Annotated in this window: 20 protein-coding genes; 14 read left to right on the forward strand and 6 right to left on the reverse strand. The window is 64.0% G+C overall.

What is annotated here, in order from left to right:
• Positions 1-255: 255 nt before the first annotated feature.
• Entirely contained in the window at positions 256-1,317 is a 1,062-nt protein-coding gene (locus tag HRUBRA_RS08890; protein ID WP_052094574.1) for a LysM peptidoglycan-binding domain-containing protein, read from the reverse strand.
• Positions 1,318-1,513: 196 nt separating this feature from the next.
• On the opposite strand from HRUBRA_RS08890, the gene def reads away from it, so the two are divergent.
• The 5 genes from def (at position 1,514) to HRUBRA_RS08915 (ending at position 7,178) form a co-directional block, all read left to right on the forward strand.
• Positions 1,514-2,020: a peptide deformylase gene (gene def / locus HRUBRA_RS08895; protein WP_035516421.1), complete on the forward strand. Its 507-nt coding sequence runs from the start codon at positions 1,514-1,516 to the stop codon at positions 2,018-2,020.
• A 4-nt stretch (positions 2,021-2,024) separates the two neighbouring features.
• Positions 2,025-2,972: a methionyl-tRNA formyltransferase gene (fmt, locus tag HRUBRA_RS08900; protein WP_035516423.1), complete on the forward strand. Its 948-nt coding sequence runs from the start codon at positions 2,025-2,027 to the stop codon at positions 2,970-2,972.
• Positions 2,972-4,264, forward strand: coding sequence for a 16S rRNA (cytosine(967)-C(5))-methyltransferase RsmB (gene rsmB, locus HRUBRA_RS08905; protein ID WP_035516425.1), 1,293 nt, complete (start codon positions 2,972-2,974; stop codon positions 4,262-4,264). The genes fmt and rsmB overlap by 1 nt, the downstream gene beginning before the upstream one ends.
• A 73-nt stretch (positions 4,265-4,337) precedes the next feature.
• Positions 4,338-5,714, forward strand: a complete 1,377-nt coding sequence (gene trkA / locus HRUBRA_RS08910; RefSeq protein ID WP_035516426.1) for a Trk system potassium transporter TrkA — start codon at positions 4,338-4,340, stop codon at positions 5,712-5,714.
• Between the two features lie 15 nt (positions 5,715-5,729).
• Complete coding sequence (locus tag HRUBRA_RS08915) at positions 5,730-7,178, forward strand: TrkH family potassium uptake protein (RefSeq protein ID WP_035516428.1); 1,449 nt, start codon at positions 5,730-5,732, stop codon at positions 7,176-7,178.
• A gap of 10 nt (positions 7,179-7,188) precedes the next feature.
• Here HRUBRA_RS08915 and djlA read toward each other — a convergent pair whose 3' ends face one another.
• Entirely contained in the window at positions 7,189-7,980 is a 792-nt protein-coding gene (djlA, locus tag HRUBRA_RS08920) for a co-chaperone DjlA (protein WP_035516430.1), read from the reverse strand.
• A gap of 161 nt (positions 7,981-8,141) precedes the next feature.
• On the opposite strand from djlA, the gene glyQ reads away from it, so the two are divergent.
• From glyQ to HRUBRA_RS08935, 3 genes are read left to right on the forward strand one after another with little or no spacing between them, the layout of a single operon-like run.
• Positions 8,142-9,086, forward strand: coding sequence for a glycine--tRNA ligase subunit alpha (glyQ, locus tag HRUBRA_RS08925; protein ID WP_035516432.1), 945 nt, complete (start codon positions 8,142-8,144; stop codon positions 9,084-9,086).
• Positions 9,083-11,158 (forward strand): glycine--tRNA ligase subunit beta, encoded by a 2,076-nt coding sequence (gene glyS, locus HRUBRA_RS08930; protein ID WP_035516433.1) that lies wholly within the window; start codon positions 9,083-9,085, stop codon positions 11,156-11,158. Before glyQ ends, glyS begins: the two co-directional genes overlap by 4 nt.
• 29 nt (positions 11,159-11,187) lie before the next feature.
• Entirely contained in the window at positions 11,188-12,561 is a 1,374-nt protein-coding gene (locus HRUBRA_RS08935) for a DNA recombination protein RmuC (protein WP_052094575.1), read from the forward strand.
• Positions 12,562-12,609: 48 nt separating this feature from the next.
• Here HRUBRA_RS08935 and gyrB read toward each other — a convergent pair whose 3' ends face one another.
• The 4 genes from gyrB to dnaA form a co-directional block, all read right to left on the reverse strand.
• Entirely contained in the window at positions 12,610-15,033 is a 2,424-nt protein-coding gene (gene gyrB, locus HRUBRA_RS08940; protein ID WP_035516434.1) for a DNA topoisomerase (ATP-hydrolyzing) subunit B, read from the reverse strand.
• On the reverse strand, positions 15,030-16,181 hold the full coding sequence (gene recF, locus HRUBRA_RS08945) for a DNA replication/repair protein RecF (protein ID WP_052094576.1): 1,152 nt from the start codon (positions 16,179-16,181) through the stop codon (positions 15,030-15,032). The genes gyrB and recF overlap by 4 nt, the downstream gene beginning before the upstream one ends.
• Positions 16,182-16,451: 270 nt before the next feature.
• A complete protein-coding gene (gene dnaN / locus HRUBRA_RS08950) occupies positions 16,452-17,555 on the reverse strand; it encodes a DNA polymerase III subunit beta (protein ID WP_035516435.1) in 1,104 nt (367 codons plus the stop codon).
• A 101-nt stretch (positions 17,556-17,656) separates the two neighbouring features.
• The gene (gene dnaA, locus HRUBRA_RS08955; RefSeq protein WP_035516437.1) at positions 17,657-19,072 is read right to left on the reverse strand and encodes a chromosomal replication initiator protein DnaA; all 1,416 of its coding nucleotides are present in this window, start codon (positions 19,070-19,072) and stop codon (positions 17,657-17,659) included.
• 534 nt (positions 19,073-19,606) lie between these two features.
• Here dnaA and rpmH point away from each other — a divergent pair.
• The 6 genes from rpmH (at position 19,607) to mnmG (ending at position 25,782) form a co-directional block, all read left to right on the forward strand.
• Positions 19,607-19,741 carry a 50S ribosomal protein L34 gene (gene rpmH / locus HRUBRA_RS08960; protein ID WP_035516438.1) on the forward strand — a complete coding sequence of 45 codons (135 nt, stop codon included), beginning with the start codon at positions 19,607-19,609 and terminating at the stop codon, positions 19,739-19,741.
• 38 nt (positions 19,742-19,779) lie between these two features.
• Positions 19,780-20,136, forward strand: coding sequence for a ribonuclease P protein component (gene rnpA, locus HRUBRA_RS08965; RefSeq protein WP_035516440.1), 357 nt, complete (start codon positions 19,780-19,782; stop codon positions 20,134-20,136).
• Positions 20,133-20,360 carry a membrane protein insertion efficiency factor YidD gene (gene yidD, locus HRUBRA_RS08970; protein ID WP_035516441.1) on the forward strand — a complete coding sequence of 76 codons (228 nt, stop codon included), beginning with the start codon at positions 20,133-20,135 and terminating at the stop codon, positions 20,358-20,360. The genes rnpA and yidD overlap by 4 nt, the downstream gene beginning before the upstream one ends.
• A 6-nt stretch (positions 20,361-20,366) precedes the next feature.
• Complete coding sequence (gene yidC, locus HRUBRA_RS08975) at positions 20,367-22,055, forward strand: membrane protein insertase YidC (RefSeq protein ID WP_035516442.1); 1,689 nt, start codon at positions 20,367-20,369, stop codon at positions 22,053-22,055.
• 10 nt (positions 22,056-22,065) lie between these two features.
• Positions 22,066-23,445 (forward strand): tRNA uridine-5-carboxymethylaminomethyl(34) synthesis GTPase MnmE, encoded by a 1,380-nt coding sequence (gene mnmE / locus HRUBRA_RS08980; RefSeq protein WP_035516445.1) that lies wholly within the window; start codon positions 22,066-22,068, stop codon positions 23,443-23,445.
• A gap of 438 nt (positions 23,446-23,883) precedes the next feature.
• Complete coding sequence (gene mnmG / locus HRUBRA_RS08985; protein ID WP_035516447.1) at positions 23,884-25,782, forward strand: tRNA uridine-5-carboxymethylaminomethyl(34) synthesis enzyme MnmG; 1,899 nt, start codon at positions 23,884-23,886, stop codon at positions 25,780-25,782.

A 25,782-nucleotide genomic window follows, 5' to 3' on the forward strand; every position in this document is an offset into this window, starting at 1 on the left:
CGTCGCAGGCTGCCGCCGGCACGCCGGCGCGGCGCCAGGCTCCGGGGCCGGCAGCAAGGCACTGTTCACTGTCGGGAGAAGCAGCCAGCAGCGCGCGGGCGGCCGCGGGCGTCAGGCCGTCACAGAAGTCGAGCAGCAGGCAGTGGGCGAGGCTGTCCCCGGGCATAACTCATCCCTGGCCGGGCGGCGCCTGGTGCGCCGCGCGCGCCGCGTCCCTGCGGCGCGCTTGTGTCCCGTTCAGCGTAAGAGTCTACCCTAGGGGTTTTTCACTTTGTCCATCACTTTCAACACCCGGCTGGCCTTGAGCACGAGCGCGTAGCTGGCCTTCTCGGACACCTCGAAGACCATCGCCAGCCCCGCGCGCACGTCCGGCAGGCGCACGTTGTCGCGGGCGATCTCGTCAAACTGCATCGCCCCGGCCTTGTAGATAGCGAGCACGTGTCCGCGCTCGAGGCCGTCGCGGGCGCCCTTGTTAAGAACCACGATGTCGGTGGTGCCAATCTGACTGACGCCGCCGTCGACAGCGATCATGAACGCGTTGTCGAGGTTCACGGCCGGCGCCCGGGGCTGGAAGGTGGCGTCGAGGATACGCTCCTCCAGCGGCAGGAGCCGGTCGGTGATGCGCACTTCCTCGGTCACCCGGGTCACTTCCAGTTCCGTGACCTCGTCGCGGTTACTCGAAAGCAGCTGCGCATCGCCGATATCCTTGCCCTGGTAGCCGAGGATCTCCAGGGTCAGTGGGTCCCGGTAGACATCACCGGCGCGATAGATCCCGTAGCTGCGCTCGCCATCGGGGAAATGGCCCCGACCGTAGACGCGATCGCCGGCCGCGCTGATGAGGCGCTCTTCCGAGGCGGCGACCACGTAGGCGGCGTTGTCCAGTTGCTCGGCGTTGAGGATACGGTGCCGACGCAGGAAGGCACCGATCTGGTCCAGGGGAATCACGGGGATCGCAAGATCCCGCTGGGAGACACGCATGTTGGGGGTGAGCTTGACGTCCCGGCCCCGGCGCACCGCGAGCCGCGGCTTGCCATCGACCCAGCTCAGATAAAGCTGGTCACCGGGAAAAATAAGGTGCGGGTTGTCGATCTGCGGGTTGACGTCCCAGAGCTCGGGCCAGAGCCAGGGCTCATCGAGGTACATGCCGGCAATGCCCCAGAGCGTGTCGCCCTTCCTGACGACGTAGGTCTCCGGCGCGCCCTCGGCCAGTTCCAGCGCGGCGGCCGGCGGCGCGACGATCCCCAGCAGCAGCGCAAGGAGCACGGCGCAAAGTGCCCCCGTTGAGACATTGCTACCGAGTGATCTCGAGTTGCTCATGGCTGGCCCGCTGTTTTTGTGCAGTCGTCCTGGACGGCTGCTTCCCCCGACGTCTGCGTTGCAGCCGACGTCGCCGGGCGCAAAACAGACCTGTATAATCAGAGTTTGCTGTGACGGCGGGCAACTGACAAGTCCCCGCGGGACTATTCACGCCGCCCGCAGGATTTCCCGGGAGAACGCACAAGGGCTGCTGCCAATGGCAATCATGGACATTCTTTCTTTCCCCGATCCGCGGCTGCGCACCCGCGCCGCTCCCGTGGAGTCCGTGGACGACACGCTGCGCACGCTCGTCGATGACCTCCTCGACACCATGTATGACGCTGGCGGCATCGGCCTGGCGGCGACCCAGGTCAACGTCCACCAGCGTCTGCTGGTCATGGACACCTCTGCGGAGCGCAATGAGCCCCGGGTCTACATCAATCCCGAGTTCGAGGTACTCGACCAGGAGCTGGGGGAATACGACGAGGGCTGCCTCTCCGTCCCCGGCTTCTATGAAGCGGTTAACCGGCCGCAGCGCATCCGCGTGTGCGCCCTCGGCCGCGACGGCGAGGTGTTCACAGAAGAGCTGGAGGGTCTTGCCGCGATCTGCCTGCAACACGAGGTGGACCACCTCGACGGCAAGCTGTTCGTCGACTACATCTCGCCCCTCAAGCGCCAGCGCATCCGCCGTAAGCTGGAAAAAGCCCAGCGCGTGCGCGCCTGAGCCAGTGAAACTCCTCTTCGCGGGCACGCCCGAGTTCGCGCGCATCCATCTGGAGGCGCTGCTGGCAGCGCCGGCTCACGACGTGCTGGCCGTGCTCACCCAGCCGGACCGGCCCGCCGGGCGCGGCAAGCGCCTGAGCGCCAGCCCGGTGAAAGAGACCGCGAGCGCCGCCGGCGTGCCGGTGCTGCAGCCGCCGACCCTGCGCGATCCCTCGGTGCAGGAGACGCTCGCCGCCTACGCGGCCGATGTGCTGATCGTGGTCGCCTACGGCCTCATACTGCCCCAGGCCGTGCTTTCCCTGCCGGCCCGCGGCTGCCTGAACGTACACGCCTCGCTGCTGCCCCGCTGGCGCGGTGCGGCACCGATCCAGCGCGCCATCGAAGCCGGGGACAGCGTGTCAGGGGTAACCATCATGCAGATGGATGCCGGCCTCGACACCGGCGCCATGCTCGCCACCGCCAGCTGCCCTGTCGACGAGGAAACCACCGCCGCTGACCTCCATGACCGCCTGGCGGCCCTGGGCCCGCCCCTGCTCCTTTCCGTGCTCGCCGACCTGCCCGCGCGGCAGGCCGCAGCCGCTGCCCAGGACGACAGCGCCGCCAGCTACGCCAGCAAGATCGACAAGGCCGAGGCGGCCCTGGACTGGACGCTGCCCGCGGTACAGCTGGCGCGACAGATCCGCGCCTTCAATCCGTTCCCGGTCTGTTTCACTACCTTGAACGGGGAACGGCTGAAGGTCTGGCACGCGGTCACGGCGACGGGACCCTCCGGCGCACCGGGAACGATCCTGGCAGGCGACGACAGCGGCCTGCTCGTCGCCTGCGGCGAGGGCTGCCTGCGTCTCACGGAGCTGCAATTTCCCGGTGGCCGTCGCCTGCCCGTGGCCGAGTTGCTGCGTGCCCGCGCCGACCGGCTGGCGCCGGGCACGCGCTTCGGCACAACGCCGGCCTGATGGCCGCCAATTCCCGGGCCGTCGCCGCCGGCGTTATCGCCGGAGTGCTCGCCGGCCGCTCCCTGGATGCCCTCCTCGCGAGCGCCCAGGAGCAGATCGCGGAGCGCGAGCGGCCACTGCTCGCCCAGCTCTGCTACGGCACCCTGCGCCTGGCACCGCGCCTGGAGGCCCTCGCCGGTAAACTCCTCGACCGCCCCCTGCGCCGCAAGGATCAGGACGTTCATGCCCTGCTGCTTCTTGGCCTGTACCAGCTCGACGCCACCCGCATTCCGGATCACGCGGCGGTGGCAGAGACAGTGGCCGCGACAGCCACGCTCGGCAAACCCTGGGCCCGCGGACTGCTGAATGCCGTGCTGCGGCGCTACCGGCGGGAGCAGGCGGCCCTGGAAGCAACCCTGCCGCCGGCGGCTGCCGCAGCGCACCCCGCCTGGTTTTTCCGGGCGCTTGCAGCGGAATGGCCGCAGGCGCTGGAGCGTATTGTCAGCGCCAACAACAGTCAGCCGCCCCTCACGCTGCGGGTGAACCGCCAGCGCAGCAACCGCGCCGCGGTACTTGCGGCGCTGGCGGGCGCCGGGATCGAGGCGCGGACGGGAACGCTGTCCGCAGATGCCATCACCCTGAGTCGACCGTGCCCGGTGGAAGCACTGCCCGGTTTCGCTGCCGGCCTCCTGAGCGTCCAGGACGAGGCGGCCCAGCTGGCGGCACAGCTGCTCGCTCCCCGGGACGGTGAGCGCGTGCTGGACGCCTGTGCAGCGCCCGGCGGAAAGGCCTGTCACCTGCTGGAGATCGCCCCGGGCTGCGCACTCACGGCCCTGGACGTGGACCGGCATCGCCTCCGGCGCGTTGAAGAGAATCTGAACCGCCTGGGACTGGCTGCGCGCTGCCTCACCGGCGATGCTGCCGATCCGGCTTTGCTGGCCGGTGAAGAGCCTTTCCAGCGCATTCTAGTGGACGCCCCCTGCAGCGGCAGTGGGGTTGTTCGCCGGCATCCGGACATCAAGGTGTTGCGCCGGGATGACGACGCTGACCGCCTGGCGACGCGCCAGCGGGCAATCCTCGAGAGCTGCTGGGCCCGCCTCGCGCCGGGGGGCCGGCTGTTGTACGTCACCTGCTCGATCTTCGGTGCCGAAAACGATGCCGTCGTCGAAGCGCTGCTCAAGGCAGGAAGTGACGCCGGCGAGTGCACGCTGGCGATCGCCGGGGCCGAGCGCACTGCCCATGGTTATCAGCTGCTACCGGACGCAGACGGCACCGACGGGCTCTACTACGCGCTACTGGAAAAAGCGTCCTGATGCCGGCGAAGGCTTACAATCGCCGCGGGTTTTCTTTAAGGTTCATGCACGTCAGCGGGGCGGTCAGCGCGGCATGAAAATCATCATCCTCGGGGCAGGACAAGTCGGGGGTACCCTCGCCGAACACCTTGCCGACGAGAAGAACGATATCACCGTCGTCGACACCAACAGCGACAAGCTTCGCGCTCTCCAGGACCATCTGGATATCGGCACCGTCACCGGCGAGGCCTCCCACCCTGATACGCTGGAAAGCGCCGGCCTTGCCGATGCGGAGATGCTCATCGCGGTGACCAACAGCGACGAGATCAACATGGTCGCCTGCCAGGTCGCGCACACACTCTACCGCACCCCGCGAACTATCTCGCGCGTCCGGGCCACGGCCTATCTCGACCGCCAGGAATCGCTCTTCAGCCGCGAACACATCCCCATCGACGTCATCATCGGGCCCGAGCAGCTGATCACCGACAGCATCCGCCAGCTCATCATCAACCCCGGCGCGCTGCAGGTCATGGACTTCGCCGGGGGCAGCGTGCAGCTGGTGGCGGTGCGCGCCGTGCACGGCGGCCCCATCGTGGGCCAGGAGCTGGCGGCCATCCGCAAGCACATGCCTGACGTGGACACCCGGGTAGCCGCCATCTTCCGCCAGGACCGGGCCATCATCCCCGAGGGTGACACGGTGGTGCAGGCCGATGACGAGGTGTTCTTCATCGCAGCCCGCAAGCACATCCGCCAGGTAATGGCCGAGCTGCGCCGGGTTGACAAGCCCTACCGCCGGGTGATGATCGCCGGTGGCGGCAACATCGGCGAGCGCCTGGCCGCCGGCATCGAAAAGGATTACGCGGTCAAGCTCATTGAAAACAGCTACGCCCGCTGCCGCGATCTGTCCGAGCGCCTCAAGCACACGCTAGTGATCGACGGCAGCGCCTCGCAGCCGCAGCTGCTCAAGGAAGAAAGCATTGAATCCGTTGATGTCTTCTGCGCCCTGACCAACAACGACGAGTCCAACATCATGATGTCGATGCTGGCCAAGCGCCTTGGAGCCAGAAAGGTGATCACCCTGATCACCAACAAGGCCTATGCGGAGCTCGTCGGCGACGAGATCGATATCGCCATCTCGCCCCAGGAGATCACCATCAGCAGCCTTCTCGCCCACGTGCGCAAGGGGGAGGTCAGTAACATCCATTCCCTGCGCCGCGGCGCCGCCGAGGCGCTGGAACTCACGGCCCTTGGCGATGCCTACTCATCACGGGTCGTGGGCCGCAAGCTGGAAGACATCGCGCTGCCGGAAGGCGTGACGATCGGCGCCATCGTCCGCGGCGATCAGGTACTCATCGCCCATCGCCACGTGGTGGTGGAGACCGGTGACCACGTGATCCTCTTCGTGGTGGATAAGACGCGCATCCCGGCAGTGGAGAAGCTCTTCGCCGTCGGCCTCGGCTTCTTTTCCTAGGCCCCGGGCAGGCGCATGCAGCTCGCCATCTCCCTGCGCATTCTCGGCCTGCTGCTGACACTTTTCTCCAGCGCCCAGCTGGTGCCGCTGGTGGTGGCGGTGGTAGCCGAGGACGAGACCGTGCCGGGCTTCCTGACTGCCTTCGCCATTACCCTTTCCTCCGGTCTGCTGCTCTGGCTGACCCTGAGCGGTGCGCAACGGGAGCTTCGCATCCGCGACGGTTTCCTGATCACTTCGCTTTTCTGGACGGTACTCGGGCTGTTCGGCGCACTGCCCTTCGCCCTCACCGGGTCCCTGGATGTGAGCCCGGTGGACGCCGTCTTCGAATCGGTCTCCGGGCTCACGACTACCGGGGCGACGGTACTCGTGGGCCTGGACGACCTGCCCACGTCGCTGCTCCTGTACCGCCAGCTGCTGCAGTGGCTCGGCGGCATCGGCATCATCGTGGTCGCGGTGGCTATCCTGCCGATGCTCGGCATCGGCGGCATGCAGCTCTACCGCGCGGAGACGCCGGGGCCGAGCAAGGACAGCAAGCTGACCCCTCGGATCGCGGAGACGGCAAAGGCCCTGTTCATCATCTACCTGGCCCTTACCATTACCTGCGGCCTGGCCTACTTTGCCGCCGGGATGACGCCCTTCGATGCGCTCTGCCACGCCCTATCCACCGTGGCCATCGGCGGCTTCAGTACGCACGACGCGAGCATGGGCTACTTCGACAGCAACCCCATCTACCTGATCTGCACCCTGTTCATGCTGGTTTCGGCCATCAGCTTCGGCATGCACTACAGTGCCTGGAGCCGGCGCACCTTGAGCCACTACCGGCAGGATTCTGAAACCCGCTTCTTCGGCAGCGCCATGCTTGTCTGCGGCACCGCGACCATCGCCTACCTAATTGCCTCAGGCACCCTCGAGGTCGAGGACGGTATCGTTCACGGCCTGTTTCAGGCCGTGTCGATCACCACCACCACGGGCTTTGCCACCCACGACTTCGCCGCCTGGCCCGGCTTCCTGCCCATGATGCTGATCATGTTCTCCTTCATGGGCGGCTGCGTCGGTTCCACCGGCGGGGGCATCAAGGCCATGCGCCTCATGCTCATCTACAAGCAGGGCATCCGTGAACTCAAGCAGCTGGTGCATCCGCACGCGGTGATCCCCCTGAAAGTCGGCAACCGGCGGGTGGAAGCCACCGTGGTCAGCGCGGTCTGGAGCTTCTTCGCCGTCTATACGTTTGTATTCATCGTGCTGATGCTGGTGCTCATGGCCACGGGGCTGGACTTCCTGACGGCCTTCTCGGCCATGGCGGCGACCCTCAACAACCTCGGCCCGGGCCTGGGTGCAGTAAGCGCTAACTACGCCGATATTGGAGATTTTGCAAAGGGTGTACTCTGCCTGGCCATGCTGCTCGGCCGCCTTGAGATCTTCACGCTGCTGGTTCTGTTCACGCCAATGTTCTGGCGCCAGTAGACCGGCGGTCTCAGCCCCGGTCCCGGGCTTTGCGGATCATCTCGTAAGCCACCTGGATCTCCTGAGCGCGCTCCGTCGCCACCTTCAGCATGTCCTCCGGAACCCCCCGGGCGATGAGCTTGTCCGGGTGATGCTCACTCATGAGCTTGCGGTAGGCGCGCTTCAGCTCCCGGTCGTCGACCTCCGGGCTGACCCCCAGGGCGGCATAGGCGTCCTCGAGGGAGGTGCCTGGCTGAACGGCCGCGCCGCCGGCGCCGTGAAAGTGCTCCTGGGCCCGGGTCATGCCGAGGATCTGTTCCAGCTGAGCCTCCGTGTAGCCGAGGAGGCCGGCGACCTCGCCGAGGACGCGCCGCTCTGCCGCATCGAGCTGGTGATCCGCCAGCGCCAGCGACACCAGGAAGAACAGCAGCGTCTGCTTCAACAGCCGCTGACCGCGACAGGCCTCGAGGAAGCGCGCGACCACGGGCGCCGGGTCAAAGCCGGGGCCGGTGCCCTCCTTGAACAGCGCGATGGCCTCTCTGCGCTGCTCGGGGTTCAGGCGCAGCTGGCGAAACAGCGCCTCCGTGTGATCGACCTCCGCCTGGGAGACCCGCCCGTCAGCCTTGGCGATGTAGCCCAGCAGCAGGAAGCAGCTTTCGAAGAAGCTGCGCTGGATACGGGCAATGCCCTCGCGGCCACCCAGAGCAAACTGGGCCGCGAGACCGCGATCGAAAAGATGGCCGAGGAACAGGCCGAGAAGCAGCCCCAGGGGGCCGGCTACCAATAGGCCAAGGAGGCCGGCGACGAGTTTACCGTAGAACATGCGCGACTCCGCTTAAAGGATGGGGTTCGCTGGTGGCCGGGAAAGCCTGGATGGACGCCGCAGCAGCGGCGCACGCGCATATTATGCCGGGGGCACAGCCTGTATAATAGCTGCTTTTTTGTTCCCGGCTCCCGAGCCGGGGCGCTGCGGACGGACTGAGCATGAGCGACAAGCTGACCTTCCAGGAGCTGATCCTGCGCCTGCAGACCTTCTGGGGCGAGCAGGGCTGCGTGATCCTGCAGCCGCTGGACATGGAAGTGGGAGCCGGCACCTTTCACCCGGCCACCTTTCTGCGCTGCCTGGGGCCGGAGAACTGGAACGCCGCCTACGTGCAACCCAGCAGGCGCCCCACAGACGGGCGCTATGGCGAAAACCCGAACCGGCTGCAGCACTACTACCAGTTTCAGGTTGTCATGAAACCCTCGCCGCCGGCGTTCCAGGCCCTGTACCTCGAGTCCCTGCGCGCCCTCGGCGTCGACACGGCCATCCACGATGTACGCTTCGTGGAGGATAACTGGGAGTCGCCCACCCTCGGCGCCTGGGGCCTGGGCTGGGAAGTCTGGCTCAACGGCATGGAAGTCACCCAGTTTACCTACTTCCAGCAGGCGGGGGGCCTTGAATGCTTCCCGGTCACCGGCGAAATCACTTACGGCCTTGAGCGCATCGCCATGTACCTGCAGGGCGTGGACAGCGTATATGACCTCGTCTGGACACGGACGCCGGCGGGCACCGTGACCTACGGCGACGTGTTTCACCAGAACGAAGTAGAGATGTCGCGCTACAACTTTCGCGAGGCAGACACGAAGGAGCTCTTTCACCAGTTCGACCACTATGAGGTAGAGGCCAGCCGGCTCGTCGAGCTGGACCTGCCCCTGCCCGCCTACGAAATGGTCATGAAAGCGTCGCACACCTTCAATCTCCTCGACGCGCGCCACGCGATCTCCGTGACCGAGCGGCAGCGCTTCATTCTGCGCGTGCGCACCCTGGCCCGGTCCGTAGCCGCCGCCTACGTCGAAGCGCGGGCCCGCCTCGGCTTTCCCATGGCCGACGCGGCGCTGCGCGAGGCGGCCCTCGCCGAACGACAGACAGCGGAGGCCGGCGCATGAACACAGAAACACTGCTGGTTGAACTGGGCACGGAAGAGCTGCCACCAAAGGACTTGAAAACACTGGGGCTGGCCTTTCGTGAGGGTGTCCTCGGGGGCCTGTCAGCACGGGAGCTGGCCCACGGCGAAGCGCGCTGGTTCGCGACTCCCCGCCGCCTGGCAGTGCTGGTTGAGGACGTGGCCGCGGCGGCCCCGGCCCGCCAGCTGGAGCTCCTCGGCCCACCGGCTGAACGCGCCCGGGACGACAGCGGCGCCTGGACGCAGGCCGCCGCGGGCTTTGCGCGCAAACAGGGCGTGGCGCCCGACGACCTCGAGCTCATCGACACCCCCAAGGGGCAGCGCCTCGGGCTGCGTCGGGAGGAAGCCGGCGCCCGCACGGCGGACAGTCTCGGTACCATCATCGACGAGGCCCTGGCCGGCCTGCCGATCAGCAAACGCATGCGCTGGGGGGCGAATCGCATGGAGTTTGTGCGCCCCGTGCACTGGGTCGTCGCCCTCTTCGGCGACGAACTGCAGCCCTGCGAGGTTTTCGGCATCGCTGCCGGCAGCTGTACCCGCGGCCACCGGTTCCACGCAGACCGGGACATCCCGCTGGCCCACCCCGCAGACTATGAGCAGGCCCTCGCCGAGGCCTGGGTGGTGCCGGACTTCGAGCGGCGCCGGAGCATGATCCGCGAGCAGGTGGCGGTCGAGGCGAGTGCCCTCGGCGCCAGGGCGGTGATCGACGACGACCTGCTGGACGAGGTGACCGGGCTGGTGGAGTGGCCCGTCGCCCTCACTGGCGCCTTCGACGAGCGCTTCCTCGCCGTGCCGCCGGAGGCCCTGGTCTCCGCCATGAAGGAGCACCAGAAGTATTTTCATGTGGTGGACGCAGACGGTGAACTGCTGCCGCACTTCATCACCATCGCCAACATCGAGAGCCGGGACCCGGCCCAGGTCATCGCCGGTAACGAGCGGGTCATCCGCCCACGCCTTGCCGACGCCGCCTTTTTCTATGAGCAGGACCGACAGGCAACGCTCGCCAGCCGCGTCGCTGCGCTTAAAGACGTCGTCTTCCAGAAAGACCTCGGTACACTCTGGGATAAAACCTCCCGGGTGCAATGCCTTGTACGCGAGCTCGCCGGCGCCCTCGGCGCTCCCGCCGATGACTGCGAGCGCGCGGCCCACCTGGCCAAGGCCGACCTTACCACCGAGCTGGTGCTGGAGTTCGGCGATCTGCAGGGCATTGCCGGCACCTACTACGCGCGTTACGACGGCGAGGCGCCCGGCGTTGCCGAAGCTCTGCAGCAGCAGTACTGGCCTCGCTTTGCCGGCGATCGCCTGCCGGAAGGGCCCGTCGCCACGGCCCTGGCGCTTGCAGACCGGCTGGATACGCTGGTGGGAATCTTCGGCATCGGCCAGCCGCCCACGGGCTCCCGGGATCCCTTTGCCCTGCGCCGCGCGGCCCTCGCCGTGCTGCGCATTCTCGTGGAAAAGGCGATCGACCTCGACCTGCGCGACGCCCTCGCCCTGGCGGCGGCCCAGTTCCCCGCCGGGACCCTGGCCGACGACACGATCGAGCAGACGCTCGCCTACAGCATCGAGCGCTTCCGCGCCTGGTTCGAGGACGAGGGTATTCCCGGCGGCACCTTCCGCGCCGTCGCCGCGCTCGGGCCCAGCCGACCGCTGGACATCCATCGGCGCGTGCACGCGGTCCACGCCTTCAGCGATTTGCCGGAAGCCGAGGCCCTCGCCGCCGCAAACAAGCGCGTAGCCAATATCCTCGCCAAAACGGACGACGACAGCGCGGCGGTGGCGGTCGACCCGGCCCGCTTCGTTGAGCCCGCGGAAAGCGCGCTTTGGGATGCACTCACGCAGGCAGGCGCCGCAAGTGAGGCACAGCTGACCGGCGGCGCCTACCGCGAGGCGCTGGCGGCGCTCGCCACGCTGCGCGAGCCTGTAGACCGCTTCTTCGATGAGGTCATGGTCAATGCCGAGGACCCGGCCCTGCGCGCCAACCGGCGGGCCCTGCTGCAGGCACTGCGCCAGCAGTTCCTCGCCGTCGCTGACATCTCTCTGCTGGAACCGCGCTGAAACCGGCGGCGGTGCTTTACACTGCGCCTATGACCAACCCGGAATTCCTCTATCCCGCGCTGGCGTTAGTCATCGCGCTACTCCTTGGCGCCGGCACCGGCGCCCTCCTGCGCGGCCGCGCACTGGGACGATGGCAGGCGCGCTGCGAGGGGCTGGAGGGACAACTCGCTGCGGCGGCGGCAGAGAGCGAACGCGCCCGCGCAACCCTCGCGGAGGCGCGGGCCGACAGTGCGCAGCTGTCTCGCCGGGAGGCGGAGCTCAAGGCAGAGCTCAGTCACCGGGAAAGCCGCTACAGCGAACAGCTCGCGCTCCTCAAGGACAGTCGGGAACAGCTTTCCCGGGAGTTCGAGAATCTGGCCAACCGTATTTTCGAAGCCAAAGGACGGCGCTTTTCCGACCACAATCGCCAGTCGCTGGAATCACTGCTCAAGCCTTTCCGGGAACAGATCGAGGGCTTCCAGCGGCGGGTCAATGAAGTCCATGGCGATACGCTCAAGGGCAATACAGCGCTGGAGAAGGAAATCCAGAAAGTCCTCGACATCGGTCTGAAAATGAACGAACAGGCCGACAACCTGACCCTCGCCCTGAAGGGGGACAATAAAGCCGCCGGCAACTGGGGGGAGGCACAGCTTGAGCGAACGCTGGAGATGGCGGGCCTCCTGCGCGAGGAACACTACGCAACCCAGGCGAGCTTTCGCGACGCCGAGGGCAGGCGCAAGCAGCCGGACTTCCTGATCAAGCTACCGGACGGCAAACACCTGGTCATCGACAGCAAGGTCTCCCTCGTGGACTACGAGCGCGCGGTCACCGCCGCCAGCGACGCGGAGCGTCAGCAGGCCCTGACCGCGCATGTACAGGCGGTCCGCCGGCACATCGATGACCTCGCCGGCAAGGACTATGCCAATCTGCCGGAACTTGGCAGCCCAAGCTTCGTGCTCATGTTCATGCCCATTGAGCCCGCCTATATCGAGGCGATGAAGGAAAACCGGGACCTGTTCAACTACGGCTACCAGCGCAACGTGGTCATGGTATCGCACACAACGCTCATGCCGATTCTGCGCACGGTGGCCAACCTGTGGATGGTGGACCGCAGCAATCGGGAGGCCCGGCAGATCTCCGACGCTGCCGGCGACCTGTTCAACCAGGTTTGCCTGGTCTCCGAGCGCCTGTCGAAGCTTGGCAAGTCCCTGACCGCCGCCGGCAACCACTACAACGATACGGTCACAGCCCTGGTCGGCAACCAGGGATTGCACGGGAAGGTCGAGCGCTTCAAGACACTCTCGGCCAAGGCCAGCAAAGAGCTGCCGGCCATGGAGCCGCTGCATCCGGAGCTGGACGATGCACGCCTGGATCTGGTCCTGGCGCCGCCGGAGCCCGGCGACACGGAGGAACCATCAAGCTAGGCGACCGGCCGCGGAAAACTCCGGGGCCAGCCGTTACCGGGCCGGCAGTCAGACGTCGAGGTTGGCAACGGAGAGCGCGTTCTCTTCGATAAACTCCCGTCGCGGATCCACCTGATCACCCATCAGGGTAGTGAAGATCTGATCAGCCTTGATCGCATCCTCAACGGTCACCTGCAGCAGACGCCGGGTCTCCGGGTCCATGGTGGTTTCCCAGAGCTGGTCCGGGTTCATTTCGCCAAGGCCCTTGTAGCGCTGGATACTGTAGCCCTTGCGGGCCTCCGCCATGAGCCAGGCCAGGCCCTCGGAAAAATTGCGGGTCTCGAGGGTCTTCTCGCCGCGCTGGAAGTAACCGCCCTCATCGATAAGGCTGTTCAGCTCGTCACCGAGCTCAGCGAGGCTGCGATACTCGCCGGAGGCGAAGAAATCACGCTGGTAATCGTGCTCGGTCTCGACACCGTGAGCCAGCAAGCGCACAACGGGGTAGAAGTAGCCCTGCTCCGGTGCGCGCCGCACCAGGACGGTGTAGCGCTCGCCCTGGCCCAGGGCGGGTTGTAAGCGCTCACTCAGGTCCTCTGCGAAGCGCGCTACGGCTGCCTCGTCTGTCAGCTCCTCTGCAGCCAGGCGCAGTCCATCGACAATGGCCCACAGCACCGAGGGCGAATAGCGGCGCGACAGCCGATCGATGGTAGCGGCAACGGCCCGGAAACGCCCGACCAGCGCCGCCAGGGACTCGCCGGTAATTGCCGGAGCCTCCGCATTCACATAGAGCGCGGCCCCGTCCAGTGCTGCCTCGGTCAGATACTGCGTCAGCGCAGCTTCGTCCTTCAGGTAATTGTGCTGCTTGCCACGGCTGATTTTGAACAGCGGCGGCTGGGCGATAAAGACGTGACCGCGATCGATAAGTTCCCGCATATGCCGGAAGAAGAAAGTCAGCAGAAGGGTTCTAATATGGGACCCATCTACATCAGCATCGGTCATGATAATAATGCTATGGTAGCGAAGCTTGTCGGCGTCAAATTCTTCCTTGCCGACACCGCAACCAAGCGCTGTCACCATGGTACCGACCTCGGCAGAACCCAGCATCTTGTCGAAACGCGCTTTCTCAACGTTCAGGATTTTACCCTTCAACGGCAGGATCGCCTGAAAACGACGGCTCCGGCCCTGTTTTGCAGAACCTCCAGCGGAATCGCCCTCCACCAGGAACAGCTCGGACAACGCGGGATCTTTTTCCTGACAGTCCGCCAGCTTGCCGGGCAGGCCGGCGATATCCAGGGCACCTTTGCGCCGGGTCATTTCCCGGGCCTTCCGCGCGGCTTCCCGTGCCCGGGCGGCATCAAGCATCTTGCCGACGACGGCCCTGGCCTCTTGCGGATTTTCGAGCAGATAGTCAGAAAAATGCGTATTCATAGCCTGCTCAACGGCAGTTTTCACCTCTGAAGAAACCAGCTTGTCCTTGGTCTGCGAGGAGAACTTCGGATCCGGCACCTTGACGGAGATGATAGCGGTAAGCCCTTCGCGCGCATCATCGCCCGTAGTATTTACCTTGGCCTTTTTCGCCAGACCTTCCCGCTCGATATAGGCATTCAGACTGCGAGTCAGACTGGCGCGGAATCCGGCAAGGTGGGTACCGCCATCCCGCTGCGGAATATTGTTGGTGTAACAGAAGATGTTTTCCTGGAACGCATCGTTCCATTGCATCGCCACCTCGACGGTCATCCCGCCCTCAACATCCACCAGGAAGTGAAAGGGCCGGTTGATGAGCGTTTTATTGTGATTGAGGTAGTTCACAAACTCCTGCAAGCCGCCCTCATAGTGGTAGGTCTCGGCCTTGCCACTACGCTCGTCTTTGAGGTCGATATGCACGCCGGAATTGAGGAATGCGAGCTCCCGGAGCCGCTTTGCCAGCAAATCGAAGTGGAATTCGATGTTTGTAAAGGTCGCAGCGGACGGTTTGAAGCGAATCAGGGTGCCGGTCTGCTCCGTCTCGCCGATCACCGCCAGCGGCGCCTGAGCAACACCGTGGTGGTAGACCTGCTCGTAAACCTTGCCATCCCGCCAGATCGTCAGGCGCAGCTCCTCCGACAGCGCGTTGACCACCGACACGCCCACACCATGGAGGCCACCGGACACCTTGTAGGTATTGTCGTCGAATTTGCCACCAGCGTGGAGCACCGTCATGATCACTTCAGCGGCGGAAACGCCCTCTTCGTGCATCTCTGTGGGAATTCCGCGGCCATCATCGGACACCGACACCGATTCATCAGGGTGAATCGTGATGCGAACAGTGCTGCAGTAGCCGGCGAGCGCCTCGTCGATGGAGTTATCCACCACCTCGAACACCATGTGATGCAGGCCCGTACCATCGTCCGTATCGCCAATGTACATACCGGGCCGCTTGCGCACCGCATCCAGGCCCTTCAGAACCTTGATACTGGAGGAGTCGTACTGGCCAGAGTTGTCTTGTTCGCTCATGCGTCGTTCTCACTGTCCGCTATCGACGGTGCTGGCGCGCCGGGATTGGCACGCCCCACCGAAGTCACCTGCCCCTGTTCCACGTGGAACAATTGCGGTGGCGCCGCTGCTGCGGGCCACATACCTGCGATCGCGTCTTCCGCGATGCAGGTGATAAAAACCTGAGCCCCAAGGGCCTCGAGCTGCGCGCAGACACGCCGAGTGTGCCCCGCATCCAGCTCCGAGGGCAGATCATCGATGAGATAGGCACATGTCATCGATCGATCCTGCTGCTTCAGCACATAGCCTTGCGCAAGCTTCAAAGCACACACCACGAGCTTCTGCTGCCCCCTCGAAAGGGTATCCGCCGCACTGTGGCCGTCTACCGTCACAATAATCTCAGCGCGCTGCGGTCCTACGTGCGTATATCCCTGGTCACGATCGGAAGCCGTTGAGGCCTTGAGCGCTTCCGCATAAGACAGCGTTGCATCCCAACCCTGGCGAAAACGCAGGGCCAAGCTGCCACACTCCGGCACCAGTTTTTCAGCGACTTCGTGAAAGACTGGCACGAGCTGCTCAAAATAACGGTGCCGGCACATCGTCAGTCGCTCCCCTGCCAGGGCCAGATCATGTGTCCAGGCATCAAGCTCTTCAGTTTGCAGTTTATCACGCCGGAGTAGCGTGTTGCGCTGCTTGATGCAGCGCTGAAAACGCTGCCAGGCCGCAAAGAATTCGTGTTCCACGTGGAACACACCCCAATCCAGGAAGCGTCGCCTGGCCGCAGGCGCACCAACCAGGAGCTGAAAGCTGTCGGCATTGATCACCAGCACCGGCAGCTCCGCAACCAGGCCCGACACGTTACGTACGGGCCGACCGGCAACCTTGAGCATGGCCATACCCGATCGCTCCCGCTGTACTCCCAATGCGCGGACTGCGCCGCCCCCGTGCGACACTTCGCCATAGACCGTGCAATGCGACTCCCCGTGACGGATAACAGAGCGGGCGCTACTGGCGCGGAAGGAACGGGCGAGGCTGAGCATGTGAATCGCTTCAAGCACACTGGTCTTGCCGCTGCCGTTCTCCCCGAACAGCACACAGACCCGGCCGAGGTCATGCAGACGCACTGCCTCGAGGTTGCGGATGTTGTAGATATCGACGCGGGTCAGCATTTCAGACGGTGAAGGCCAACGGTCATCTTGCAACTCCGGACTGAGGGCGGGAGGCCTCTCTCAGTCGTTCCCCGATACACGCTTTGTGAAAGAGGCCTCCCGCCCTCAGCTCTACCGCCTCATGCATACCGAAAGCGGCAGGGCAGACTTTCAGGCGGTAGGAGCGGAGATGATCAGATCCGGGAAAACGGGCCACTCAGCAGACGAGGCTGGACCTTCTCCCGGCATCCGCCCGGTAGAACGCCAGTCACCCGGGAAAAAACAACCCCATCAAAGCCGCATCGGCATGACGACATAGAGCGAGTCGCCTGCCTCAGACTCCTCCAGCAGAGCACTGCTGTTCGGGTCAGAAAGAGAGAAACGCACCTCTTCACCGGACAGCACCGCGAGCACATCTAGCAGGTAGCCCACGTTGAAGCCGATTTCCAGCCCGTCTCCGGCGTATTCTACCGGCACGACTTCTTCCGCCTGCTCCTGTTCCGGGTTGTTCGCAACAATCTCCAGCGTGTCCGGAGACAGCTTCAGGCGCACTCCACGGTATTTCTCATTGGAGAGAATTGCGGTCCGGGTGAACGCCTGCCGCAAATCAAGACGGGACCCGACAACGACTTTTTCAGCGGACCGGGGCAAGACCCGCTCATAATCCGGAAACTTACCGTCCACGAGCTTCGAGGTGAAGGTAAACCCGGCGGTGGTCGCACGCAGGTGGTTGTTGCCGAGGATAACCGTCACCGCCTCGTCATCATCGTGGAGGAGACGGCCCAATTCCAGAACCCCCTTGCGCGGCAGAATCACCTGTGCATCGTCTACGCCCTCGAGGGCACCGGGCAGCGTACAAATCGCCAGGCGGTGCCCGTCAGTCGCGACGAAGCGCAACCGGTTGGCCTTGATTTCCCAGAGCATCCCATTGAGGTAGTAGCGAACGTCCTGCTGCGCCATAGCGAAGCTGGTGCGTTCGATAAGTCGACGCAGCTGTTGCGGTTCAACGCTGAACCGGTGAGTGCCGATGCTGTCTTCGATATTCGGGAACTCACGCGCCGGCAGCGTCGCCAGAGTAAAGCGACTGCGACCGGAGGTGACTATCGCTTTGGCGTCGGTCACAGTGATCTGCACATCGCTACCTTCAGGTAAAGACTTACAGATATCCAGGAGTTTACGCGCCGGTAGAGTTACCTCCCCGGCCTCGCCGGGTGTCGGCAGCTGCACGCGACCGACCAGCTCGACCTCAAGATCCGTGCCGGTCAGGGAGAGTTGATCCCCTTCAAGCTGTACCAGCACATTTGCCAGTACCGGCAGCGTGTTGCGCCGTTCGACAACCCCGGCCACCAGATTCAGGGGTTTGATGAGGGCATCCCGGGGTATGCTGAATTTCATGGATGTTCCTTAACCGGCCGCTGTTGCTGTTGTAAGTTAGGGCTTACTTTTTTCTTTAACATCAATGCGATGCGCGCCGGGGCGCCATCCCTCCATTGTGCTCAAGTTGTCAGAGAGCGCAACAGGTTCTTGTAATCTTCGTGGATATCGGAGCTTGTTTCCCGCAGTTCCTTGATCTTGCGACAGGCATGCAGGACCGTCGTGTGGTCACGCCCGCCGAAGCTGTCGCCGATTTCCGGGAGGCTGTGGTTGGTCAGCTCCTTGGCCAGTGCCATGGCTACCTGCCGGGGTCGCGCCACCGAGCGGCTACGCCGCCGGGACATCAGATCGGCTACCTTGATCTTGTAATACTCAGCGACGGTCCGCTGAATGTTATCGAGGCTCACCTGTTTGTCCTGGAGCGCAAGAAGGTCCTTGAGGCTCTCCTTGACGAGATCGACGTCGATGGCCCGACGGGTGAAGTTTGCGCTGGCGATCACGCGCTTGAGTGCACCCTCGAGCTCACGGACATTGGAACGGATGCGCTGGGCGATAAAGAAGGCAGCGTCCGGCGGCAGCTCGAGTTGGGACTGGCTGGCCTTTTTCATAAGGATAGCAACGCGTGTCTCGAGATCCGGGGGCTCCACGGCAACCGTGAGGCCCCAGCCGAAGCGGGACTTCAAGCGCTCCTCCAGCCCGTCGATCTCCTTCGGATAGCGATCGCAGGTGAGAATCATCTGCTGCCCACCTTCCAACAGGGCGTTGAAGGTGTGGAAGAACTCCTCCTGGGACCGATCCTTTTTCGCAAAAAACTGGATATCGTCGATCAGTAGCGCGTCCACCGACCGGTAATAGCGCTTGAAGTCGGTAATGGCATTGAGCTGAAGGGCCTTGACCATGTCGGCAACGAAACGTTCGGAATGCAGGTAGACGATCCGGGCCTCCGGGTTGCTCTCCTTGAGGGCGTTGCCCACGGCGTGCATGAGGTGGGTCTTGCCGAGGCCGACGCCCCCGTAAAGGAAAAGCGGGTTATAAGCATCTCCGGGGTTTTCGGCGACCTGGTTGGCAGCGGCGAGGGCCAGCTGGTTTGACTTGCCCTCGACAAAATTGCGAAATGTATAGTTGGCAACCAGGTTGTGCTGATGCTGCAGGGCCTCATGCACCTCTGACTGCTGCGCGTGCCCAAAGGTCGGTGTATTCACGCTGGCCAGCGTGGGCGCCGGACGCGAAGCCGGCAGCGGCGCCTCCCGCGCCGGCGCGGCGACGGCACCGGCGACTGCTGCCAGGGAAACAGACTGCCTTGCCTCCATGATCTCGAGAACGACATCCTGCTGAATACCCACATCCCGCAGCAGTTCTGCGATGCGCGGGGCAAACTTATCAGCCACAAAATCACGGATAAACCGGTTGGGGGCGAGAAGCCTCAGGCAGCGCGCATCCTCACGCGCTTCGAGGGGGCGTATCCAGGTATTAAACTGCTGCGCCGGCAATTCGTCCTGCAGCTGGTTCCTGCACTGCGTCCATACCGCTTCGGGCAAAGATCACCTCGCTCGTGCCCCGCGCACAACGGGACACCGATGGTTCCTGGTCTGGTTTCCGGTGCTTTTCGCTGCCTGTTGACATCTTTGTGTCACTGGGCGACGGAACGGTGCATCATAACCCGCTAAAAGTCACTTATCCACACATCACGACAAAAAAAATGTATTTTTTTATTCTTTTAAATCAATGACTTGTGATTACAAATAACAAAGACCCCCTATTGATACCCATAGTCATCCCACCTTACATGCCTGTGTATAACCTGTTACTATCTTTGGGGGAATTTGTTGGCCGATGGCTACAACCCCCGGTGTTGCTACCTTTGCTCGCAATGCCCGGACAGACCGGCCGGCGGTCTCTCCACGACCGCTGACCACAACCACCGGTGGGGGCCCGCCTGGACCTGCCGGAAGTCATTGAATAAGTTGAGCGTTTTCTCTACACTCTTCGTCCTTTTTTGGCTGTGTCACCCCCGGCACCGCGGCGGGGACGCAACTGCCCTCCTTTTATTTAGAGCTGATCGAGTCACTGACATGAAAAGAACGTTCCAACCCAGCGTGCTCAAGCGCAAGCGCAACCACGGCTTCCGCGCGCGGATGGCGACCAAGAACGGCCGCCTGGTTCTCGCCCGGCGCCGCGCCAAAGGTCGCAAGCGCCTTTCCGCGTAAGCCGGTGCCGCGCACAGCGAGCGCCGGTACCTTCGCTGATGGCCGCGTCCTTTCGTAAGCACCACCGCCTGCTCACCGCCCGAGATTACCGGGAGGTGTTCTCTTGCGTGAGCGTCAAGGCCGGCCAGCGCGAATTTCTGCTTCTGGCTCGCCCTTCAGAGCAATCGCATCACCGGCTGGGCCTGGCGGTTGCAAAGAAACACGTCGCCAGAGCCGTGCGCCGTAACCGTATCAAGCGCATTGCGCGGGAATGCTTCCGGCACCTGCCAACGCCGACCGTACCTCTGGATATCGTGTTTCTCACCAGACCCGGTGCGGGGGACCTCGACAAGGTCGCCCTCGCCCGTGGTATCGATCGGCAGTTCCGCCGCCTGCTTGAGCGTGCGACGGCATGAAGGGCCTGTTGCTCGCGGTACTCCGGCTGTACCAGTGGTGTCTCAGCCCCTTCCTGGGGCATCACTGCCGCTTCTACCCGACCTGTTCCCAGTACGCCAGGGATGCCATCGAGACCCACGGCGCCGGGCGTGGCAGCCTGCTGGCCCTGCGCCGGCTGTCAAAATGCCATCCCTGGCACGCCGGCGGTGCCGATCCGGTACCCGCTGCCCGACGCACAGACTGAGAGATTATGGATATCCAGCGAACCCTGCTCATCGGCGCTATCGCCCTGCTCTCGTTCATGCTGCTAACCGAGTGGGTCGCTTTCCGCGACGCCCGCGAAGCGAGCGTTACGCCGGCCACGCAGCGCCTCACTGCAGATACCACGGAGGTTGACCGGGCTCCCGGGGGGGGCAGCAGTGAGACACCGGCCACCGACGAACTGCCCGCCGACCTGCCGCCGCCACCTGACGACAGCGCGACGCCCGCGTCAACTGCGAGCGAGGGCGCAGAGATCGTCCAGGTCTTTACCGATACGCTGCAGCTGGCCATCGATCTTAACGGTGGCGATATCGTTGAGGTCGCCCTGCCGAAACACCTCGCCGAGCTCGACGGCGACGATCCCTACGTGCTCCTGGAGCGCAGCAACCGCCGTACCTATGTAGCGCAGAGTGGCCTCGTCGGTCCGGATGGCATCGATGCGCCCCGGCGGGCCCGCTACAACGCGGCGCAGACCCGCTACGAGCTGGCACCCGGCCAGGACACGCTGACCGTCGATCTCAGCTGGACCGGCAGTAATGGCGTCATCATCACCAAGCGCTTCACGCTGCGCCGCGGCGACTACGTGCTCGATGTCAGCTATCTGGTCGAGAACAACACGGCTACGCGCTGGCAGGGCAATCTCTTCGGCCAGATCAAGCGAGACTCGAGCCCCGACCCGTCCGCTGATGCGGGCCTTGGCCTGCAACCCTTCCTCGGCGCGGCCACCACACAGCCGGATGATCGTTTCACCAAGTTCGACTTCAAGGACATGCGTGAGGACCCCTTTAAGCGTCAGCTCGAAGGCGCCTGGATAGCCATGATCCAGCACTACTTCCTGAGCGCATGGATTCCCAACCCCGAGCAGACACATACGTATTCCACGCGGGTTACCAGTGCCGGCTCCAACATCGCAGGCTTTACCAGCCCGGCGTTGGTAGTCGATCCGGGTGAGCGCGGCAGCAGCACGGCGCGCTTCTACGCCGGCCCCAAGGATCAGTATCGACTCGAGGAAATCTCGCCGTTCCTCGAACTCTCCGTCGACTACGGCTGGCTCTGGTGGATAGCCCAGCCGTTGTTCTGGCTACTCAACACGATCCACGCCTTTGTCGGCAACTGGGGCATTGCCATCATCGCCCTGACGGTGCTGATCAAAGGCGCCTTCTACAAGCTGTCGGCCACGAGCTATCGCTCCATGGCCAACATGCGGCGCATCACACCGAAGGTCCAGGACATCCGGGAACAATACGCTGACGACAAGCAGAAGCAGTCGCAGGCGATGATGGACCTCTACCGCAAGGAGAAAATCAACCCGCTGGGCGGCTGCCTGCCGATCCTCGTGCAGATGCCGGTCTTCATCGCACTGTACTGGGTGCTGATGGAAAGCGTCGAGCTACGGCATGCACCGTTCATGCTCTGGATTGATGACCTTTCTGTGATGGATCCCTACTTCGTGCTGCCGGTACTGATGGGTGCGAGCATGTTTTTCATGCAGAAGCTCAACCCACCGCCACCGGACCCGATGCAGGCGAAGATAATGCAGTGGCTGCCGGTGGTATTCACCTTCTTTTTCCTTTGGTTCCCCGCGGGGCTGGTGCTCTACTGGCTGGTCAACAACCTGCTCTCCATGGCCCAGCAGTTTATTATCACCCGGCAGATTGAGAACGCCGGGAAGGCCTGATGCCCAGCCCATGGCCGGTGCCCCTCCCGAAGACACCATAGCCGCTGTCGCCACAGCGGCAGGCCGTGGCGGTATCGGCATCCTGCGTCTCTCCGGCGCTGCTGCCATCACTATCGCCCGGCAACTTACCGGGCGGGACGGCTTCGAGCCGCGCCATGCACACCGCACCGGTTTCTTCGCCGCCGGCGGCGAGCGCCTCGATGACGGACTGGTGCTGTACTTCCCCGGCCCTCACTCCTTTACCGGAGAGGACGTGGTGGAATTCAACTGCCACGGAAGCCCGGTAGTCCTCGACCTGCTCCTCGAGGCAGCCTGCACCCTCGGCGCCCGCCCGGCGCAGCCGGGGGAGTTTTCCCGCCGCGCCTTTCTTAATGACAAACTCGACCTCGCCCAGGCCGAGGCCATCGCCGATCTCATTGACAGCGCCAGTGCCGAAGCCGCACGCAGCGCCCTGCGCTCTCTTAGCGGCGCCTTCAGTGAACGGGTCAATGAGCTGGTAACGGCGGTAACCCGCCTGCGTGTCTACGTCGAGGCCGCCATCGACTTCCCCGACGAGGAGGACGTGGACTTCCTCGCCGAGGGAGACGTTGCCAGGCAGCTCAGCCATATCGCTGAACGCCTTGGCGCCGTGCGCGAGAGCGCCCGGCAGGGCAGCCTCCTGCGCGAAGGGCTTAAACTCGTCATCGCGGGACGACCCAACGCAGGCAAATCCAGCTTGCTCAACGCCCTCGCTGGCGAAGAGCGAGCCATCGTCACGGCCATTGCAGGCACCACCCGGGACGTGCTCCGGGAAGCTGTCCTGGTGCACGGGCTGCCGCTGCATATTGTCGACACGGCAGGGCTGCGCGAGAGCGATGACCCGGTGGAGCAGGAAGGCGTGCGCCGCGCCATGGCCGAGATCGCCAGCGCGGATCGGGTACTGCTTGTCGTTGATGACAACGCCGGGGACGCAGTGCCTGCCCTGACGAGCCTGCTTCCCGCCGGGGCAGCACCCCCACCCCCCGGCACGCCGGTGATTTGCGTTCACAACAAGATCGATCTGTCCGGCGCTGCGCCCGCGTTTCGCCCCGCCGCCGGCGGTGCGGACGTGTGGCTATCCGCCACCACGGGTGAGGGCCTGGATCTGCTCCGGGACCACCTGCGCGACAGTGTTGGGCTGCAGGCCGCAGGGGAAGGCACCTTCAGCGCCCGTCGACGCCACCTTGATGCGCTGGACCGCGCCGGTGAACATCTTGCCGCTGCCCGGGAACAGCTGGCGGTAAGCGCTGCAGGCGAACTTGTCGCGGAGGACCTGCGTTATGTGCAGGCCAGCCTCGGAGAGATCACGGGCAGGGTCAGCAGTGATGACCTCCTGGGAGAAATTTTCTCCAGCTTCTGCATAGGTAAATAACAGCCTGTGCACAGGCCCTACCCCCGGCCCTGAAGTCTATCCTCCAGTCCACCGCTTACCCCCGGGTTATACCCTATTGTTTTCACAGCTGCCGTCGGCCTGTGGGAACAGTGGTAGCGGCCGCTGTTTTAGTGGTGGATGAAAACGCGTCTTATCCCCCGGTGCGGCCGGTGATCTTCGCCCTCCACAATCCCTACCCAGCCTGCTACCGCCAGCTACCGCGGGAGCCCACAGAGCTGACGCTGGCGTAAGTCCTTGCTATGCGCAAGGAAAACCGGGTTTTCCCCAGGAACCTCCGCGCCTAATAATCACTACAATAATTCTTCATCCTTAACCCCATACACTAACTACTCTTTCATTCTTGTAAGAAAAACCGCGTTTGGCGCAACGGCAAAGCGCCCGTATAATCCGCAGCCCTCTGCCGCAGGTGTGTTGACCATGCGCTACCCGGACAGCTTTGACGTGATCGTGATCGGCGGCGGCCACGCCGGGACCGAGGCGTGCCTGGCCGCCGCGCGCATGGGTTGCCGTACCCTGCTCCTGACACACAGCATTGATACGCTGGGCCAGCTGTCCTGCAATCCCGCTATCGGCGGTATCGGCAAAAGTCATCTTGTCCGCGAGGTCGATGCCCTTGGTGGCGCCATGGCCGCGGCGACGGATCAGGCCGGTATTCAGTTCCGCGTGCTCAATGCCCGCAAGGGTCCTGCGGTGCGCGCAACGCGGGCGCAGGCGGACCGGGTGCTCTACCGATCAGCGATCCGGGGCATGATCCAGGCCCAGCCCGGGCTGCAACTTTTCCAGCAGCCGGTCGATGATCTCCTCATGGATGGCGATCGGGTGATCGGGGTGCGCACCGCCATGGGCCTGGACTTCCATGCGCCGGCCGTCGTGCTGTGTACCGGCACTTTCCTCGGCGGTCGCATCCATATCGGCCTCGAAAGTTCCAGTGGTGGACGCGCTGGTGATTCGCCTGCGCTTGCTTTGGCCCGGCGTCTGCGGGAGTTGCCTTTCCGCGTCGACCGGCTGAAGACCGGGACCCCGCCACGCATCGATGCGCGCAGCGTCGACCTCGCCTCCCTTGAGCAGCAATGGGGCGATGATCCGCGCCCGGTGATGTCTTTTCTTGGCAATTCAGCGACGCATCCCGACCAGCGCTGTTGCTGGATTGCGCACACGAATGCGCGCACCCACGATCTTATCCGTGCGAACCTTGATCGTTCGCCCATGTATTCCGGCGTTATTGAGGGTACGGGGCCACGCTACTGCCCGAGTATCGAGGACAAGATTCATCGCTTTGCGGACAAGGATGCACACCAGATTTTTGTGGAACCGGAAGGTCTCGATACGCCGGAGCTCTATCCGAACGGGATTTCCACCAGCCTGCCTTTCGACGTTCAGCTGGCGTTTGTGCGTTCCCTTGCCGGTTTTGAGCAGGCGGTCATCACTCGCCCCGGCTATGCTATCGAATATGATTTCTTCGATCCCCGGGACCTGCGCCCGTCTCTCGAGACACGTCCCGTGGCAGGACTTTTCTTCGCCGGGCAGATCAATGGGACCACCGGCTACGAGGAGGCGGCGGCTCAGGGGCTGCTTGCCGGCATCAATGCCGCCCGCCTGGTCAAAGGCGAGGCGCCGTGGTGTCCGCGCCGCGACGAGGCCTATCTCGGTGTGCTCGTGGACGACCTGATTACCCTGGGAACCCGTGAGCCCTATCGCATGTTCACCTCCCGTGCCGAATACCGCCTCCTTCTGCGGGAAGACAACGCCGATCTTCGTTTGACCGGTATCGGACGCAGTCTGGGGCTTGTGGACGATCATCGCTGGGCGCACTTTGAAAGCAAGCGAGAGGCCATTGAGCGCGAGCAGCAGCGCCTGCGTACAACCTTTCTGCATCCAGGAACACCGGCGGCACTGCAATTAACCAAGAAGCTGGGCACTGAGCTGAAGCGAGAGTATGCACTTGCTGACCTGCTAAAGCGCCCCCAGCTTGACTATGCCGCTATCGCTCCCCTGGCGGCAGGTGCCGTGACGGATCCTCAGGTCGCCGAGCAGGTGACGATTCAAGCCAAATACGCAGGCTATATCGAGCGCCAAGCCGAGGATATTGCCCGCCTGGCCCGCCATGAGACCTTCGCACTGCCCGAGGGGCTCGATTACAGTGCTGTCGATGGCTTGTCTCATGAGGTTCGGGGCAAGCTTGACGAAGCGAGGCCTGCGACTCTGGGACAGGCCGCGCGGGTGCCGGGGGTGACGCCGGCCGCCGTTTCCCTGCTGCTGGTGCACCTGAAAAAGCGCGAGCGTCAGGACCGCGACGCGACGCGGATCAGCGCCTGA

It is taken from the genome of Pseudohaliea rubra DSM 19751 (assembly GCF_000764025.1).
Classification (GTDB): Bacteria; Pseudomonadota; Gammaproteobacteria; order Pseudomonadales; family Halieaceae; genus Pseudohaliea; species Pseudohaliea rubra.

Excerpts from the sequence above, each read along its gene's own strand:
- yidC (WP_035516442.1), top strand. The coding sequence starts at position 20,367 with ATGGATATCCAGCGAACCCTGCTCATCGGCGCTATCGCCCTGCTCTCG.
- HRUBRA_RS08890 (WP_052094574.1), bottom strand. The coding sequence starts at position 1,317 with ATGAGCAACTCGAGATCACTCGGTAGCAATGTCTCAACGGGGGCACTT.
- gyrB (WP_035516434.1), bottom strand. The coding sequence starts at position 15,033 with ATGAGCGAACAAGACAACTCTGGCCAGTACGACTCCTCCAGTATCAAG.
- mnmE (WP_035516445.1), top strand. The coding sequence starts at position 22,066 with ATGGCCGGTGCCCCTCCCGAAGACACCATAGCCGCTGTCGCCACAGCG.
- djlA (WP_035516430.1), bottom strand. The coding sequence starts at position 7,980 with ATGTTCTACGGTAAACTCGTCGCCGGCCTCCTTGGCCTATTGGTAGCC.
- mnmG (WP_035516447.1), top strand. The coding sequence starts at position 23,884 with ATGCGCTACCCGGACAGCTTTGACGTGATCGTGATCGGCGGCGGCCAC.
- dnaN (WP_035516435.1), bottom strand. The coding sequence starts at position 17,555 with ATGAAATTCAGCATACCCCGGGATGCCCTCATCAAACCCCTGAATCTG.
- HRUBRA_RS08915 (WP_035516428.1), top strand. The coding sequence starts at position 5,730 with ATGCAGCTCGCCATCTCCCTGCGCATTCTCGGCCTGCTGCTGACACTT.
- def (WP_035516421.1), top strand. The coding sequence starts at position 1,514 with ATGGCAATCATGGACATTCTTTCTTTCCCCGATCCGCGGCTGCGCACC.
- rnpA (WP_035516440.1), top strand. The coding sequence starts at position 19,780 with ATGGCCGCGTCCTTTCGTAAGCACCACCGCCTGCTCACCGCCCGAGAT.
- trkA (WP_035516426.1), top strand. The coding sequence starts at position 4,338 with ATGAAAATCATCATCCTCGGGGCAGGACAAGTCGGGGGTACCCTCGCC.
- yidD (WP_035516441.1), top strand. The coding sequence starts at position 20,133 with ATGAAGGGCCTGTTGCTCGCGGTACTCCGGCTGTACCAGTGGTGTCTC.
- glyS (WP_035516433.1), top strand. The coding sequence starts at position 9,083 with ATGAACACAGAAACACTGCTGGTTGAACTGGGCACGGAAGAGCTGCCA.
- rsmB (WP_035516425.1), top strand. The coding sequence starts at position 2,972 with ATGGCCGCCAATTCCCGGGCCGTCGCCGCCGGCGTTATCGCCGGAGTG.
- HRUBRA_RS08935 (WP_052094575.1), top strand. The coding sequence starts at position 11,188 with ATGACCAACCCGGAATTCCTCTATCCCGCGCTGGCGTTAGTCATCGCG.
- recF (WP_052094576.1), bottom strand. The coding sequence starts at position 16,181 with ATGCTGACCCGCGTCGATATCTACAACATCCGCAACCTCGAGGCAGTG.
- glyQ (WP_035516432.1), top strand. The coding sequence starts at position 8,142 with ATGAGCGACAAGCTGACCTTCCAGGAGCTGATCCTGCGCCTGCAGACC.
- rpmH (WP_035516438.1), top strand. The coding sequence starts at position 19,607 with ATGAAAAGAACGTTCCAACCCAGCGTGCTCAAGCGCAAGCGCAACCAC.